This window comes from Nonomuraea sp. NPDC001831 (genome assembly GCF_042892035.1).
Taxonomy (GTDB): domain Bacteria; phylum Actinomycetota; class Actinomycetes; order Streptosporangiales; family Streptosporangiaceae; genus Nonomuraea.
In genome coordinates, this window is record NZ_JBIATU010000003.1 from 230,595 (window position 1) to 244,658 (window position 14,064).

Genomic DNA, 14,064 nt, shown 5'->3' on the forward strand with positions numbered 1-14,064 from the left:
GGGTAGGGCCCTCCCCTGACGGCACATCGACCATTCGGGGGAGACCATGGCCAAGGGGAACGAGACCGCCCGCGACGTGATGAGCACGGGCGCGGAGTGCATCGCCGCGCACGAGACGCTCGACCGGGCGGCTCAGATGATGCGCAACAACGACGTGGGCGCGCTGCCCGTGTGCGGCCCCGACGACCGGGTGACCGGCATCATCACCGACCGCGACATCGTGATCAAGTGCGTCGCGGCCGGTCACGACCCCGCGCAGGTGACGGCGGGCGAGCTGGCGACCGGCCTGGTCTGGGTGGCGGCGGACGCCACGGTGCAGGAGGCGCTGTCGCGCATGGAGCAGAACCAGATCAAGCGGCTGCCGGTGCTGGAGAACGACCGCATCGTCGGCATGATCAGCGAGGCCGACCTGGCCCGGTGCCTGCCGGACGACCAGCTCGCCGAGTTCGTGCACCGGGTGTACGCCAAGCGCTGACACCCGTACGGGGACCGCCCCGCCACGCCTGCGGCGGGCGGGGCGTACGCGTGTCAGGGGTGGTAGCAGCGCACGTGGCCGGCGATGTCGGCCGCGGCCTCGGCGCCGTAGGCGGCTGTGAAGCGCTCCAGGAAGACCTTCTGGCCCAGCTCGTACTCCTGGCCGCCGACGCGCTCCAGCACGTGCGTGGCCGTCAGGTTGCCGATCTGGCCGCAGCGCTCCAGCGGCAGCCCCCAGGCCAGGCCGGACAGGAAGCCGGCGCGGAAGGCGTCGCCGACGCCCGTGGGGTCGGCCTTGCCGCGCTCGGGGGCCGGGGCGACCTGGATGGACGGCTCGCCCTTGCGGTCGATGACGGCGCCCTTGGGGCCGAGCGTGGTGACGCGGACGCCGACCCGGTCGAGGATCTCCTCGTCGGACCAGCCGGTCTTCTGCTCGATGAGCCCCTTCTCGTAGTCGTTGGAGAACAGGTAGGCGGCGCCGTCGACGAGCTGCCTGATCTGCTCGTCGGCCATGCGGGCGAGCTGCTGGGAGATGTCGGCGGCGAAGGGGATGCCGCGCTGGCGGCACTCGTCGGTGTGCCGCAGCATCGCGTCGGGGTCGTTGGGGCTGATCAGCACCAGGTCGAGCCCGCCGAGCCGGGTGGCGACCGGCTGCAGCTCGATCAGCCGCGCCTCGGCCATCGCCCCGGTGTAGAAGGAGGCGATCTGGTTGTGGTGCTCGTCGGTGGTGCACAGAAAGCGCGCGGTGTGCTGCGTCTCGGAGATGTGCACGGACTCGCAGTCGACGCCGTGGCGCTCCAGCCAGGAGCGGTAGTCGGCGAAGTCGTTGCCGACGGCGCCCACCAGGATCGGCTTGAGGCCGAGGCAGCCCATGCCGAAGGCGATGTTGGCCGCGCAGCCGCCGCGACGGATCTGAAGGTCGTCGACCAGGAACGAGAGCGACACCCGGTCGAGCTGCTCGGCGATGAGCTGATCGCCGAAGCTTCCTGGGAACGTCATCAGGTGGTCTGTCGCGATGGAGCCGGTTACGGCGATGCGCACGGGATTCTTCTTCCTCGTTGTCAGCAGGCCAATGAGCCCCACGAGAATACGCGAAGGTCCCGCTCGCACAAAGGCGGGCGGGACCCCACAGGCCGAAGCCGTGACCCCTTAGTTGAACGAGTCGCCACAGGCGCAGGAGCCGGTGGCATTGGGGTTGTCGATGGTGAAGCCCTGCTTCTCGATCGTGTCGACGAAGTCGATGCTGGCGCCCATCAGGTAGGGGGCGCTCATGCGGTCGGTGACCACGCTGACCCCGCCGAAGTCCGTCACCACGTCACCGTCCATGGAACGGTCGTCGAAGAAGAGCTGGTAGCGCAGGCCGGAGCAACCACCCGGCTGCACGGCGACCCTCAGCTGCAGACCTTCCTCACCCTGCTGCTCCAGCAGGCTCTTGACCTTCGCGGCGGCCGCGTCAGTCAGGATCAGGCCCTGCGTCGTGGTCTCGCTGCTCTCAACCGTCATCTGCTGACTCCCTAACCCGGCTGTCTGTTTCCGACGTCCTACTGATGACGCTACCAACACCTCGCCCATGCCACACATTCCCGGGTCCCCTACCCCCGGAATAACCACGTTCGTCCATGTGTCATAGTGAGTATCGTCAAAACGACGATAAGGGGGTATGGCGATGGCCACCCAGACTGGGCTGCCGCTCTTCGTCCTCGGGCAGGGCGCCGATCCGCACAGCGAGAAGGGCGTCGACTGCCCCGGCGAGCTGCCGCCCGCGTCCGACCCTGACCTGGTCGAACGCGCCCGCAAGGCCAAGGAGGCGCTGGGCGACCGCCTGTTCGTGCTGGGCCACCACTACCAGCGCGACGAGGTCATCCAGTTCGCCGACGTGACCGGCGACTCCTTCAAGCTCGCCCAGCAGGCCGCCGCGCGGCCCGAGGCGGAGTTCATCGTCTTCTGCGGCGTGCACTTCATGGCCGAGTCCGCCGACATCCTCACCGGCGAGGCCCAGAAGGTGGTGCTGCCCGACCTCGCCGCCGGGTGCTCCATGGCCGACATGGCCACGTTCGACCAGGTGGAGGAGTGCTGGGAGGCCCTTGAGGACGCCGGTCTGGCCGGCGAGGTGGTCCCCGTCACGTACATGAACTCCAGCGCCGACATCAAGGCGTTCTGCGGCCGCAACGGCGGCGTGGTGTGCACCTCCTCCAACGCCAGGAGGGCGCTGGACTGGGCCTTCGAGCAGGGCCGCAAGGTGCTGTTCCTGCCCGACCAGCACCTCGGGCGCAACACGGCGGTGCTGGAGATGGGCATGTCGCTGGAGGACTGCGTGGTCTGGAACCCGCACCGTCCCGACGGCGGGCTGACCCGCGAGCAGCTCGACCGGGCGCGGATGATCCTGTGGAAGGGCCACTGCTCGGTGCACGGCCGCTTCACGGCCGAGTCCGTCGACGACGTGCGCGCGCGCATCCCCGGCGTGAACGTGCTGGTGCACCCCGAGTGCCGGCACGAGGTGGTGCTCAAGGCCGACCACGTGGGCTCGACCGAGCACATCATCAAGACCCTCCAGGCCGCGCCCGCCGGGTCGAGCTGGGCCGTCGGCACCGAGCTGAACCTGGTCAAGCGGCTGGCCGCGATGTTCCCCGACAAGAACGTGTCGTTCCTGGACCGGACGGTCTGCTACTGCTCCACGATGAACCGGATCGACCTGCCGCACCTGGTGTGGGCGCTGGAGTCGCTCGTGCTGGGCGACGTCGTCAACCGGATCACGGTGGACGAGGACACCGCCCACTGGGCCAGGGTGGCGCTGGACCGCATGCTGGCGCTCCCGTAACGCCCTCCCCCGACGGGCCGGGCCCGTGGCGAGGAGCGCCCGCCCTCGCCACGGGCCCGGCTGCGTCACTGCTGCGTTCCGGCTGGGCCCGACGCGGGTTCCGGCTCGGTCGCGGCGCGGGTCCCGGCTTCAGGCGAAGTCGTAGCCGACGCGGACGCCGACCGTCAGCGTCTGGCGGCCGGGGCTGACCGAGGACGCGCTGTCGGCCGCCGCGGCCATCGTGACCAGCGGCTGGGGGCCGCCCCTGACGTCCTCGGAGATCGACACCACCGGGCCGAGCGGGCGGCCGGCCAGCTCGGCGTAGTGGGCGGCCTTGGCCGCGGCGTCCCTGAACGCCCTCGTCCTGGCCTCGCCGAGCACCGACGCCGGGTCGGACAGCTCGAAGGCCACGCCGTTGAGCCGGGCCTCCTCGCCCACGCCGGCGACCGTGTCGATGACGGCGTCGGCCCGCGACAGGTCCCTGACGACCACCTCGACGCCCTGGGCCGCCCGGTAGGCGGAGACCTTCGGGTAGACCTCGTACTCGGGGCCGAGCGAGAGCTCGACCGTGCGCACGTCGTGGGCCGCGACCCCGGCCCCGGCCAGCGCGTCAGCCAGCCGGGCCGCGGCGGCCCTGACGGCCGTGAACGCCTCGGACGCCGACGCCCTGCGCACCTCGACGCCCGCCGTCAACCGCAGGACGTCGGGCGCGGCCTGCACGCTGCCCTCACCGACGACGGAGATGTCCACGCCTGCCCCCCCTCGACTGGGTACGCCTCGATCCTACGAGCCTGCCCTCACCCGCGGGCGGCTCACACGGCGTCGACGATCGCGTCCGGATCGTCCAGCTCGACCTGGTGCCCCGAGCGGGGCAGCAGCACCAGCTTGGCGTCGAGGCGGGCCGCCAGGCTCTGCCTGCGGGCGTCCCGGCCGCCCGCGCCGAGCACGGTGACCGGGATGTCGGGAAAGGGATGGCCGGCCCGGATGTCGCGGAGGTCGGCGGCCATGTCGCGGCGGGCCAGCCACTCCCCCGCCACGGCCGCGGGCACCTTGCCCATCCGGTACACGCCGAAGGGGTCGCCCATGCCGGTGACCAGGCGGTGCGCCGGCGGCCCGGTCAGGCGGGCCAGCACGTTCGCGCCCCACGTGCCGCCGAGCGCGGGCAGCCACGCCCCCAGGGCGGCGGCGAGCGCGAGCGGCCGGCCCACGGGCGGCGGGCTGGGGTCCACCAGGACGAGCTTGGCCACGCAGAGCGGGTGCAACCGGGCGAACGCCTCGGCGTGCCAGCAGGACAGGCCGTGCGCCACCAGGGTCACCTGGGACGGCTGCGCGGGCGCCAGCGCGGCCAGCCGGGCCACCTCGCCGTACAGGGTGGGCCGGTCGGTCGCGGGCGGGCTGAGGCCGAGCCCCGGACGGTCGAAGCGGACGACCCGGTGGCAGGCGGCCAGTCCGGCGGCCACGGCGTCCCAGTGGAACCAGGCGCCGCCGAGACCCGCCGTGATGAGCACGCCGGGGCCCGCGCCCTGGTCGAGGACGTGCGGAGGCCCGGCGGGGGCCTCGTCGTCGTCGTGGACGAGCAGCCGCAGCGCCACGTACACGACCCAGACGGCGACCATGGTGAGCTGGATCCGGTGGGCGACGCCGGCCAGCCGTCCGGCGGCCAGGGCGGCCAGCATGAGAGCGGTGGCGCCTACGTTCAGGCCGGTGAACAACCACGACACCCACGAGCGCCAGCGCGCGGAAAGCACCGCCATGGCGGTCAGCACGGCCGTCGTGGCCAGCGCGCCGGCCACCATGTGGAGCCGGTGCGAGACCCCCACGCCGCGGCAGGTGGGGTCGCTCAGCGCGGCGCAGTCGAGCGGGACCAGGCCGGAGACGACCGTCAGCAGGCCGAAGGCGGCCAGCGCCAGCCAGCCGGCCCACTCGCGCGCCACCCTGGGCAGCGTCGCGACGGCGGCCAGGCAGGCCAGCCCGGCCAGCACGTCGCTGACCCGGAACAGGCGCGTCCACGGCTGGTCGCGGGCGGCCAGCTCGCTCACGTAGCCGTCGGTCCTGTCCACGGCGGGCGTGGTGAACTGGCCGGTGATCCAGGCGCTGTACAGCACGGCCGCCACGATGAGCGCCGCGGCCGCGGCGACGAACAACCTTCGCTCCACGTGATGATTAGAACACCATCCGTGGTCAAAGGCCCGGAGCACCCCATACCGGGAACCATCGGCCGAGGTCGGCCTCCAGCGGCAGCTCGCCGTCCAGGACGCCTCTGGCCTGCAGTTCGAGGGCGTTGTCGCGCCTGTTCCCGGGCAGGGGCGCGAACGGGTAGAACGTGCCGCGCTTGTACAGGTACACGACCGCCAGCCGCCTGCCCGCCGGATCGGCGAACGACACCAGCGAGCACAGCAGCGAGGGCCCGAAGCCGGCCGACTCCAGCGAGGAGTTGACCGCGTGCAACTCGGTGACCAGGTCGCTGACGTCGTCCGGCGCGCGGCGGACCAGCAGCCAGGTGTAGCCGTAGCCGTCGTCGGACTCCTCGACGCGCCCGCCGAGCAGCGCCTTGACGTCGCTCTCCAGCGTGGCGAACGCGCCGCCCTCCGCGGCCCTGAACGACACCGAGCCGAGACCGGTGGGGACGAGACCGGTCGCGGCCTGGAGCGTCACGGCGGCGGACGGCAGCGCGAACAGCGCGTCGAGGTTGGGCTTGACCGGCTTGGACCGGCCCAGCAGCGAGTCGAGCCAGCCCATACGGCCTCAGCCCCTTCCGAGCTGCTTGGAGATGGACGCGAGCAGTTCGAGCCGGCGCTCCAGCGGCGGATGCGTGGAGAACAGGTTCGCCAGCGTCTCCCCCCTGGCCAGGGCGGGCGCGAAGTAGAAGGCGTTGAACGGCGCCGCCTCGCGCAGGTCGGTGGTCGGGATCCGGGCCATGTCGCCGGTGACCTTGGTCAGCGCGCTGGCCAGGGCCGACGGACGCTGCGTGAGCAGCGCTCCGGCCCGGTCGGCGGCCAGCTCGCGGTAACGCGACAGGGCTCTGGTGAGCAGGAAGCTGACGGCGTACACGACGATCGAGACGAACATGATGATCAGCCCGACCGGCACGCCGCCCTGGCCGTTGTCCCGGCGCCCGCCGAAGCCGGCGTACAGGGCGAACCTCGTCATCAGCCCGGCGACGATGCCGAGGAACGAGGCGATCGTCATGACGGCGACGTCGCGATGGGCGACGTGCGACAACTCGTGCGCCAGGACGCCTTCGAGCTCCTGAGGCTCCAGGCGGCGCAGGATGCCCGTCGTCACGCAGACGACGGCCCGCTTCTGGTTACGGCCGGTGGCGAAGGCGTTGGGGACGTCGGAGTCGGCGATCGCCACCCGCGGCTTGGGCATGTCCGCCAGCGCGCACAGCCGGTCGATGAGGCCGTGGAGCTCGGGGGCCTCCTGTGGGGAGACCTCCCGTCCGTGCATCGCGAACAGGGCGATGCGGTCGGACAGGAAGTACTGCACCAGCAGCAGCCCCCCGGCGAGCACCAGCACGGTCAGCGCGCGCACGCCGAGGGCGATCAGCACGCCGACGAACGCCACGTAGAGCAGCCCCAGCAGGAACATCGTCACGACCATGCGGCGGGTCAGGCCGCTGTCGGACGCGAACCGCGTGCCCACGGGGCTCAGCCCGGGATGAGGCCTTGGTCGCCCAGCATCTCCCGGACCTCCTCGATCGAGGCGTCCGCGGGGGGAAGGATCAGCTCTGACGGCTCAAGGCTGTCGTCGGGAAGCGCCTTGCCCACATGGCGCACCTTGTCGAGCAACGCGTGCAGCTTGACGCGGAAGGCCCCCTCGTCACCGGTCTCGATGGCGGCCTCCAGCTCGCTGTCGAGCTCGTTGAGCACCGCGATGTCGTCCGGCGAGATCTCGACCTGGCCCTCGCCCATGATTCTGACGATCATGCGTTCTCCCCGGGCTGACGCAGCTGCTGGGTGTGACCCTGCTGCGGCTGGGCCTGCTGCTGCGGCTGGCCCTGCTCGATGGCGCTCTTGGGCGCCGGGCCCTGGCCCAGCTCGGCCTTCATCCGGGCCAGCTCCAGCTCGACGTCCATGCCGCCGCCCATGCGGTCGAGCTCGGCCTGGATGTCGTCGCCGCGGGTGCCGCTGAAGTCGTCGAGCGCGCCACTGGCCAGCAGCTCGTCGATCGCGCCGGCGCGGGCCTGCATCTGCGCCGTCTTGTCCTCGGCGCGCTGGATCGCCAGGCCGACGTCGCCCATCTCCTCGGAGATGCCGGAGAACGCCTCGTTGATGCGCGTCTGGGCCTCGGCGGCGGTGTAGGTCGCCTTGATCGTCTCCTTCTTCGTGCGGAAGGAGTCGACCTTGGCCTGCAGCCGCTGGGAAGCCGTGGTCAGCTTCTCCTCCTCGGCCTGCAGGTTGTCGTGCTGGACCTTGAGGTCGGCCATCTGCCCCTGCAGATTGGACCGCCGCTGCAGGGCCTCGCGGGCGAGGTCCTCGCGCCCGACGGACAGCGCCTTGCGGCCCTGGTCCTCGTAGCGCCTGGCCTGCGCCTCCAGGCCGTTGATCTGCAGTTCTACCCGCTTGCGCGAGGTGGCCACGTCGGCCACCCCTCGACGCACCTTCTGCAGCAACTCGAGCTGCCGCTGATAGGAGTAGTCAAGCGTCTCGCGCGGATCCTCCATCTTGTCCAGGGCCTTGTTGGCCTTGGACTTGAAGATCATCGAAAGTCTCTTCATCACGCTCATGCGCGTCGGCCGTCCCCTTCTAGGTCGTGCTGGTGTTCACCCAATGCAGCGCAGCCGCCTTGGGATTACCCTACGCATAACGCACGGGGGCGTCACTAAGTTGCAGTCCAGGTAGGGTTGACGTGTGTTGCGACGCCGATCCCAAACCTCCGTGGACGACACCCCCGTCCCCGTTGACGATCCTAAGCCCCAGGGTAAAGGTCGTCCCACACCCAAGCGCCGGGATGCCGAGGGCAGACGACGCCAGCCGGTCTCCGCGCCGAAGGACCGCAAGGAGGCCTATCGGCAGATGCGCGCCAAGCAGGCCGCCGAGCGCGACCGGGCCCGCAAGGGCATGCTCGCAGGTGACGAGCGTTATCTTCCGGTTCGCGACAAGGGCCCGGCGCGCAAGTTCGCGCGCGACTGGGTCGACTCGCGGCGCCTGCCCAGCCAGTACTTCCTGCCGTTCTCGCTACTGATCCTGCTGGCCACCTGGATCCCGTGGCCGATCGAGATCCGCCAGGACGTGCTCAACATCGTGATCGCGGTCGGCTGGCCGATCATGATGGTCGGCGTCCTGGCCACCTCCCTCTACGTGGCGTGGAAGGTGAAGAAGGAGGTCGCGGCCAAGCTCCCCAGCGAGAGCGTGAAGGGCGTCGGCTTCTACGCGGCGATGCGCGCTTTGCAGATCCGCAAGCTGCGCTTCCCGCCGCCCACGGTGCTGCCGGGCGGGAAGCCCGCGCCGCCCAAGAAGTAGCCCCGTTTTCCCGATTTTTCGGGAAAACGGCTTATCGGCGACGCCCGCGTGCCCATCACCGTCCGGTGGTGGGCACTCGTGCTTCCCGCCTTCCCGCGTCCCGCCCGCTCAGCGGGCGGGTCTCCAGCGCAGGAGGCCGCCGGTGACCACGGGGCGGCGTCCGTCGATCGTGCCGCCCCGTTCGAGGGCGTCGGCGACGGTCCGCAGCAGCGTGTACGACGACCGCAGCCGCCGGGCCGTGACCCCGGCCACCGTCCCGTCGGCCGAGCTCACGGTGGCGTACGCCGTGACGCCGTCGGCGGCCGTGTAGGACAGGATCGGGATCAGCAGGCCGTCCCAGGAGCCGGCCGGGCGGCGGGCGCACATCTCGCGCCAGGCGTCCCTGATGCCGCGGACGGTGAGGTGGTCACCCGCCCCGGGGCGGAAGCCGAGGATCCCGGCGCCGCGCGCGCCGTTGTGGCGCAGCAGGGAGGCGCGCAGGGCGTCGGGGAAGTCCACGCCCATCTGCGACTCGGCCACGGCGATCGTGCGCGCCCTGACCGGGCCGCCGAGCGTGCGGTAGGTGCGGGGGGGCGTTGCTCCTGAGCCAGCGTTCGATGCGCCGCCACTGGGCGTCCACGGCCCGCTTGACGTCGGGCGCGACCCTGCGGGGGTCGATCGGGCGGCGCCGGGGCGCGCAGTTGGGCGCCTGGGCGGCGGAGGCGGCGGGCGTGGGCTGCGCGGTCGCCGCGGGGTCGGCCGGCGGCTCCACGGGCGTCACGGCCGTCAGGGGCGTCACGGGTGTCAGGGCCTCGCGGCCCGCCGGGGGCGGTTCCTCCTGCTCGGTGACGGCGCGCACGAGGGCCAGGGCGCCGCGCTGCACCGACGTCCCCATCAGGGCGAACCCCAGCGTCAGCGTCACGACGACCCCGATGACCAGCCACGACAGGACCGTCCCCGCACTTCGGCGCCGCGGCGCGGGAGCCGGGACGGACGGCGGCGGCTCGGCCCGCGGCAGGCGGGCCCGGCGGCGCAACCGCACCGCGAGGGCGATCAGGACGGCCGCGGTGAGAGCCTGGCGGACGAGCTTGAGCACGTCGCGCACCCTATCCCGAATCGAATCGGCTCATGTGACGCTCTAAGGTCGAACGTATGGAATTCCGACACCTCGGCCGCAGCGGTCTCATGGTCAGCGAGATCAGCTACGGCAACTGGCTCACCCACGGCTCCCAGGTCGAGGAGGACGCCGCCAAGCTGTGCGTGCAGGCGGCGCTCGACGAGGGCATCACCACCTTCGACACCGCCGACGTCTACGCGGGGACGAAAGCCGAGGAGGTGCTCGGCCGGGCGCTCAAGGGCGTCCGCAGGGAGTCGCTGGAGATCTTCACCAAGGTCTACTGGCCCACGGGCCCCGGCAAGAACGACCGCGGGCTGTCCCGCAAGCACATCACCGAGTCGATCCACGCCTCGCTGCGCCGCCTCCAGACCGACTACGTCGACCTGTACCAGGCCCACCGCTTCGACAACGAGACCCCCCTCGAGGAGACCCTCAAGACGTTCGACGACCTGGTACGCCAGGGCAAGGCGCTCTACGTCGGCGTCAGCGAGTGGACGGCCGAGCAGATCGGCCGCGCGCTGAAGATCGCCGACGAGATGGGCTTCGACCGGATCGTGTCGAACCAGCCGCAGTACTCGATGTTGTGGCGGGTCATCGAGGCGGAGGTCGTGCCGCTGAGCGAGCGCGAGGGCCTCGGCCAGATCGTCTGGTCGCCGATCGCGCAGGGCGTGCTCACCGGCAAGTATCTGCCCGGTCAGCAGCCTCCGCAGGGCTCGCGGGCGACCGACGCGAGCGGCAGCGCCATGATCGCGCGGTACATGAACGACGACGTGCTCACCCGCGTGCAGGAGCTGCGGCCGATCGCCGACGACCTCGGCCTGACCATGGCCCAGCTCGCCGTGGCCTGGGTGCTGCAGAACCCGAACGTCTCCAGCGCCATCGTCGGCGCCACCCGCCCCGAGCAGGTGCGCGACAACGTCAAGGCGGCCGGCGTCAAGCTGGAGGACGACGTGCTCAAGCGCATCGACGACGTGCTCGGCACGGTCGTGGAGCGCGACCCGGCCAAGACGGTGAGCCCCGCCACCCGTCCGTGACCCGGAAAACGGAAAACCCCTTGAGCCACAATGCGCTCAAGGGGTTTCCGTTTTTTCGCGGATCACTCCGGACGCAATGACAATCCCGTGTATTCGACGCGGTCCTCGTCGAGCAGCGCCACCTGCTCGACGCCGGATTCGAGCAGCTCACGCCAGTTCTCCCCGAGCCAGGACTCCGCATCGGCCTGACTCGGGAAAACCTCTCGCGGCAAAGGGCGGTCCGTCACCTCACCACCATTTGCATTTTCATAACGCCACCGCCATGTCATGCCATACGCTCCTTCTCCGCGGGTTCGCCGGCGCCTTCCCTCCGACGGCACTGGAACCCTACTCCCGAGCTCGGAGGTCCATCGATGCTGCGCGCGGGCCGTGTTGCCGCGGCGGTCGTCCTGGGGGCGGCCGCCGTACTCCTTCTCCCCTTCTCCGCGCTCGGCTCACCCTCCTCGCGGCCCGCTGGTCCAGCGCCGGAGGTCGTGCGGCTGTGGGGGTCTCGCGCAGCGACGGCACGGCGTGGCCGGCGCCGAGGACGCGACCGCCGCCCAGCTTCGCCCGGGTCGGGCCGGTCGGTAGCCTCTGGGCGGTGAAGCTTCTTCTCTCCGGGACCGGGGGTGCGGCGGGCTGGCCGGTGGACGGGTGCCCGTGCGCCTCGTGCGCCCGGCTCCCCCAGGGCCGTCGCCGCCCCTTCGAGCTCGTCGTGGACGACGCGGCGCGGTTCCCCTTCACCGGCGGCGGCGCGTTCGGCGGCGGGCTGGGCATGGTGGCGGCCGACGGCGCGGCGGTGTTGTGCCTGCCGCCGGGCCGGGAGGCCCCCTCCGACGGTCCCGCCCGCTACGACGTCGTCGTGCTGGACCTGCTGGACCGCCCGGAGCGGCTCGGCGAGCTGCGCCGCGCGGGGCTGGCCGACGAGCGGACCACGGTGGTGGCCGCGTGGCTGGACCACCGGATCAGGTCGGAGGAGGAGCTGGCCAGGCGGCTGCGGTTGTGGGGGGCGGTGGCCGTGCCGGACGGGACCGTCCTGGAGAGCGGCGGAACGGTACGCGAGACGCCGCCGCGGCGGGCGCTGCTGCTCGGCGGGTCCAGGTCGGGCAAGTCGGCCGAGGCCGAGCTGCGGCTGGCGGCCGAGCCGTACGTCACCTATGTCGCCACCGGCGGCGACGGCGCGGCGGACGGCGAATGGGCGGCGCGGGTACGGGCGCACCGGGAACGGCGGCCCGCTCACTGGGACACGGCCGAGACGACGGACCTGGTGGCGGTCATCGCGGCGGCGCGCACGCCCCTGCTGATCGACGGGCTGGGCACGTGGCTGGCGGCGGTGTTCGACGAGCACGGGGCCTGGGACGGCGACCGCACGCCGGTCGCCCGGCGCTGCGCGGAGCTGGTCGAGGCGTGGCGCGGCACGCCGGTGCCGCTCGTGGCGGTCTCGGACGAGGTGGGAATGGGCGTGGTGCCCGCCACGTCCGCCGGCCGGGCCTTCAGGGACGCGCTCGGCAAGCTCAACGAACGGCTCGCCGCCGAGTCCGAGTACGTCGCCCTGGTGGTCGCGGGACGCCTTCTGGAACTGTGACCCCGGGCCCCGGAGCAGGGGCTACGGGCGTACGGCTCTGGCGTACCAGCGGCCGTCGAGGCGGTCGACGTGCAGCGGGCGGCCGAAGCACTCGGACAGCAGGCCGGGGGTGAGCACCTCCGACACCGGCCCGGCGGCCAGCAGCCGCGAGTCGCGCATGAGCAGCGCGTGCGTGGTGGTCGCGGGCACCTCCTCCAGGTGGTGGGTCACGGTGACCGTGGTCAGCACCGGACGGGTGGCGGCCAGCTGCTCGACGGCGGTGATGAGGTCCTCGCGGGCCGGCAGGTCGAGCCCGGCGAACGGTTCGTCGAGCAGCAGCACGGCGGGCTCGGCCATGAGCGCCCTGGCCACCCTGACCCGGGCCCGCTCCCCTTGCGAGCACACCCGGAACGGGCGCTCGACCAGGTCCTTGCAGCCCAGGTCGGCCAGCAGTCGGGTGGCGCGCTCGCGCTCGTTGTCGCCGTACTTGTCCCACAGCGGGACGCTCGTGCCGGTGTGGCCGGTCAGGACCACCGTGTGGGCGGTGGCGCCCTCCTCCTCCAGCAGGTCTTCGTCGATCAGCCGCTGGCTGGCCGCGACCAGGCCGATGTGGCGGCGCAGCTCCCGCAGGTCGACCCGGCCGAGCCGGTGGCCGAGCACGCTGACCGCGCCCTCGCTCGGGTGGCGCACCGCCCCGGCCAGCGAGAGCAGGGTGGTCTTGCCCGCGCCGTTGGGGCCGAGGATCACCCAGTGGTCGCCGTACGCCACCTGCCAGTCGATGCCGTCGAGCAGCGTTTTGCCGACAACCCGGACAGCTACACCTTCGAGTTCAAGCACGTGCATTCCCGCCACATTAGTCGGCCCTAGGATCGGTCGTTATGCCGCTTGCTGAGCTGACCCATGGGCTGCGCTTCGCCATCGGCATGCTCAGCGCCGTTCCCGTGCCGGTCGACAGGATCGATCGGGAGGTCGCCGGGCCGGCCATGGTGGCCGCCCCCGCGGTCGGGCTGGGGCTCGGCGCGGTCGCCGGCCTGGCGCTGCTGCTGCCCGGGCCGCCGCTGCTGGGCGCGGCGCTCGCGCTCGGGCTGCTGGCCGCGCTCACCCGCGGCCTGCACCTGGACGGCCTGGCCGACCTGGCCGACGGCCTGGGCAGCGGCCGGCCCGCCAAAGACGCCCTCGACATCATGAAAAAGTCGGACATCGGGCCGTTCGGGGTGATGACGCTGGTCCTCACGCTGCTCGTCCAGGCGGCGGCGCTGACCGGGGCCGGTTACCCCGCCCTGGTGACCGCCTGCGTGGCCGGGCGGCTGGCGCTCACCTGGGCGTGCCGGGCGAGCGTGCCCGCCGCGCGGCCCGGCGGGCTCGGGGCGATGGTGGCGGGCACCGTCGGCGATCCGGCGGCGTGGCTGGCCACGGTCGCCGCCCTGGCCGTGACCGGCGGGCTGGGGCTGGCGGCCGGGACGTGGGCGCCGCCGGTCGCCCTGGCGGCCGGGCTCGGGGCGGCGCTGCTGCTGCTCCGGCACGCCCGGCGGCGGCTCGGCGGCGTCACGGGTGACGTGTTCGGCGCCCTGGTGGAGACCGGGACGGCGGCCGCGCTGGTGGTGTACGCGATCCTGGCCTGACCGCCTGACCGCCAGACCGCCTGACCGCCAGAC

The 14,064-nt window shown here is 72.2% G+C and carries 16 protein-coding genes and 1 pseudogene; 6 read left to right on the forward strand and 11 right to left on the reverse strand.

Going from position 1 to position 14,064, the window contains the following annotated elements; all coding sequences use genetic code 11:
- Positions 1-46 precede the first annotated feature (46 nt).
- Positions 47-475, forward strand: coding sequence for a CBS domain-containing protein (locus ACFYYW_RS12055; RefSeq protein ID WP_387647649.1), 429 nt, complete (start codon positions 47-49; stop codon positions 473-475).
- Positions 476-528: 53 nt separating this feature from the next.
- Here ACFYYW_RS12055 and ACFYYW_RS12060 read toward each other — a convergent pair whose 3' ends face one another.
- Positions 529-1,515: a carbohydrate kinase family protein gene (locus tag ACFYYW_RS12060; RefSeq protein ID WP_352326608.1), complete on the reverse strand. Its 987-nt coding sequence runs from the start codon at positions 1,513-1,515 to the stop codon at positions 529-531.
- Between the two features lie 108 nt (positions 1,516-1,623).
- Positions 1,624-1,977, reverse strand: a complete 354-nt coding sequence (gene erpA / locus ACFYYW_RS12065; RefSeq protein WP_049566397.1) for an iron-sulfur cluster insertion protein ErpA — start codon at positions 1,975-1,977, stop codon at positions 1,624-1,626.
- Positions 1,978-2,134: 157 nt separating this feature from the next.
- Between erpA and nadA the strand changes: the two genes are divergently transcribed.
- Complete coding sequence (gene nadA, locus ACFYYW_RS12070) at positions 2,135-3,292, forward strand: quinolinate synthase NadA (RefSeq protein ID WP_364411836.1); 1,158 nt, start codon at positions 2,135-2,137, stop codon at positions 3,290-3,292.
- A gap of 129 nt (positions 3,293-3,421) precedes the next feature.
- On the opposite strand, the gene ACFYYW_RS12075 is transcribed toward nadA, so the two are convergent.
- The 6 genes from ACFYYW_RS12075 to ACFYYW_RS12100 form a co-directional block, all read right to left on the reverse strand.
- Positions 3,422-4,021 carry an SIMPL domain-containing protein gene (locus ACFYYW_RS12075; protein ID WP_364390723.1) on the reverse strand — a complete coding sequence of 200 codons (600 nt, stop codon included), beginning with the start codon at positions 4,019-4,021 and terminating at the stop codon, positions 3,422-3,424.
- Between the two features lie 62 nt (positions 4,022-4,083).
- Positions 4,084-5,427, reverse strand: a complete 1,344-nt coding sequence (locus ACFYYW_RS12080; RefSeq protein ID WP_352323079.1) for an alpha/beta fold hydrolase — start codon at positions 5,425-5,427, stop codon at positions 4,084-4,086.
- A 25-nt stretch (positions 5,428-5,452) separates the two neighbouring features.
- Positions 5,453-6,010, reverse strand: a complete 558-nt coding sequence (locus ACFYYW_RS12085; RefSeq protein ID WP_352323078.1) for a hypothetical protein — start codon at positions 6,008-6,010, stop codon at positions 5,453-5,455.
- 6 nt (positions 6,011-6,016) lie between these two features.
- Complete coding sequence (gene htpX, locus ACFYYW_RS12090) at positions 6,017-6,916, reverse strand: zinc metalloprotease HtpX (protein ID WP_387647653.1); 900 nt, start codon at positions 6,914-6,916, stop codon at positions 6,017-6,019.
- Between the two features lie 5 nt (positions 6,917-6,921).
- On the reverse strand, positions 6,922-7,200 hold the full coding sequence (locus tag ACFYYW_RS12095; protein WP_352323076.1) for a hypothetical protein: 279 nt from the start codon (positions 7,198-7,200) through the stop codon (positions 6,922-6,924).
- A complete protein-coding gene (locus ACFYYW_RS12100) occupies positions 7,197-8,000 on the reverse strand; it encodes a PspA/IM30 family protein (RefSeq protein WP_352323075.1) in 804 nt (267 codons plus the stop codon). The genes ACFYYW_RS12095 and ACFYYW_RS12100 overlap by 4 nt, the downstream gene beginning before the upstream one ends.
- 151 nt (positions 8,001-8,151) lie before the next feature.
- On the opposite strand from ACFYYW_RS12100, the gene ACFYYW_RS12105 reads away from it, so the two are divergent.
- The gene (locus ACFYYW_RS12105; RefSeq protein WP_387647656.1) at positions 8,152-8,736 is read left to right on the forward strand and encodes a DUF3043 domain-containing protein; all 585 of its coding nucleotides are present in this window, start codon (positions 8,152-8,154) and stop codon (positions 8,734-8,736) included.
- 108 nt (positions 8,737-8,844) lie between these two features.
- On the opposite strand, the pseudogene ACFYYW_RS12110 reads toward ACFYYW_RS12105, so the two are convergent.
- Positions 8,845-9,264 (reverse strand): annotated as a pseudogene (locus tag ACFYYW_RS12110) (SMI1/KNR4 family protein); the annotation flags it as partial.
- Positions 9,265-9,867: 603 nt separating this feature from the next.
- Here ACFYYW_RS12110 and ACFYYW_RS12115 point away from each other — a divergent pair.
- Complete coding sequence (locus ACFYYW_RS12115; protein ID WP_387647659.1) at positions 9,868-10,866, forward strand: aldo/keto reductase family protein; 999 nt, start codon at positions 9,868-9,870, stop codon at positions 10,864-10,866.
- Between the two features lie 62 nt (positions 10,867-10,928).
- Here the strand turns inward: ACFYYW_RS12115 and ACFYYW_RS12120 are convergent, their stop codons facing one another.
- On the reverse strand, positions 10,929-11,135 hold the full coding sequence (locus ACFYYW_RS12120; RefSeq protein ID WP_352323071.1) for a hypothetical protein: 207 nt from the start codon (positions 11,133-11,135) through the stop codon (positions 10,929-10,931).
- Positions 11,136-11,446: 311 nt separating this feature from the next.
- On the opposite strand from ACFYYW_RS12120, the gene ACFYYW_RS12125 reads away from it, so the two are divergent.
- The gene (locus tag ACFYYW_RS12125) at positions 11,447-12,430 is read left to right on the forward strand and encodes a bifunctional adenosylcobinamide kinase/adenosylcobinamide-phosphate guanylyltransferase (RefSeq protein WP_387647662.1); all 984 of its coding nucleotides are present in this window, start codon (positions 11,447-11,449) and stop codon (positions 12,428-12,430) included.
- Positions 12,431-12,451: 21 nt separating this feature from the next.
- Here ACFYYW_RS12125 and ACFYYW_RS12130 read toward each other — a convergent pair whose 3' ends face one another.
- Positions 12,452-13,252, reverse strand: a complete 801-nt coding sequence (locus ACFYYW_RS12130; protein ID WP_352323068.1) for an ATP-binding cassette domain-containing protein — start codon at positions 13,250-13,252, stop codon at positions 12,452-12,454.
- Between the two features lie 35 nt (positions 13,253-13,287).
- Between ACFYYW_RS12130 and ACFYYW_RS12135 the strand changes: the two genes are divergently transcribed.
- Complete coding sequence (locus ACFYYW_RS12135) at positions 13,288-14,031, forward strand: adenosylcobinamide-GDP ribazoletransferase (protein WP_352323067.1); 744 nt, start codon at positions 13,288-13,290, stop codon at positions 14,029-14,031.
- Positions 14,032-14,064: the final 33 nt, after the last annotated feature.

Coding starts and splice junctions, on each gene's coding strand:
- ACFYYW_RS12055 (WP_387647649.1), top strand. CDS start 47: ATGGCCAAGGGGAACGAGACCGCCCGCGACGTGATGAGCACGGGCGCG.
- erpA (WP_049566397.1), bottom strand. CDS start 1,977: ATGACGGTTGAGAGCAGCGAGACCACGACGCAGGGCCTGATCCTGACT.
- nadA (WP_364411836.1), top strand. CDS start 2,135: ATGGCGATGGCCACCCAGACTGGGCTGCCGCTCTTCGTCCTCGGGCAG.
- ACFYYW_RS12085 (WP_352323078.1), bottom strand. CDS start 6,010: ATGGGCTGGCTCGACTCGCTGCTGGGCCGGTCCAAGCCGGTCAAGCCC.
- ACFYYW_RS12095 (WP_352323076.1), bottom strand. CDS start 7,200: ATGATCGTCAGAATCATGGGCGAGGGCCAGGTCGAGATCTCGCCGGAC.
- ACFYYW_RS12100 (WP_352323075.1), bottom strand. CDS start 8,000: ATGAGCGTGATGAAGAGACTTTCGATGATCTTCAAGTCCAAGGCCAAC.
- ACFYYW_RS12115 (WP_387647659.1), top strand. CDS start 9,868: ATGGAATTCCGACACCTCGGCCGCAGCGGTCTCATGGTCAGCGAGATC.
- ACFYYW_RS12120 (WP_352323071.1), bottom strand. CDS start 11,135: ATGACATGGCGGTGGCGTTATGAAAATGCAAATGGTGGTGAGGTGACG.
- ACFYYW_RS12130 (WP_352323068.1), bottom strand. CDS start 13,252: ATGCACGTGCTTGAACTCGAAGGTGTAGCTGTCCGGGTTGTCGGCAAA.
- ACFYYW_RS12135 (WP_352323067.1), top strand. CDS start 13,288: ATGCCGCTTGCTGAGCTGACCCATGGGCTGCGCTTCGCCATCGGCATG.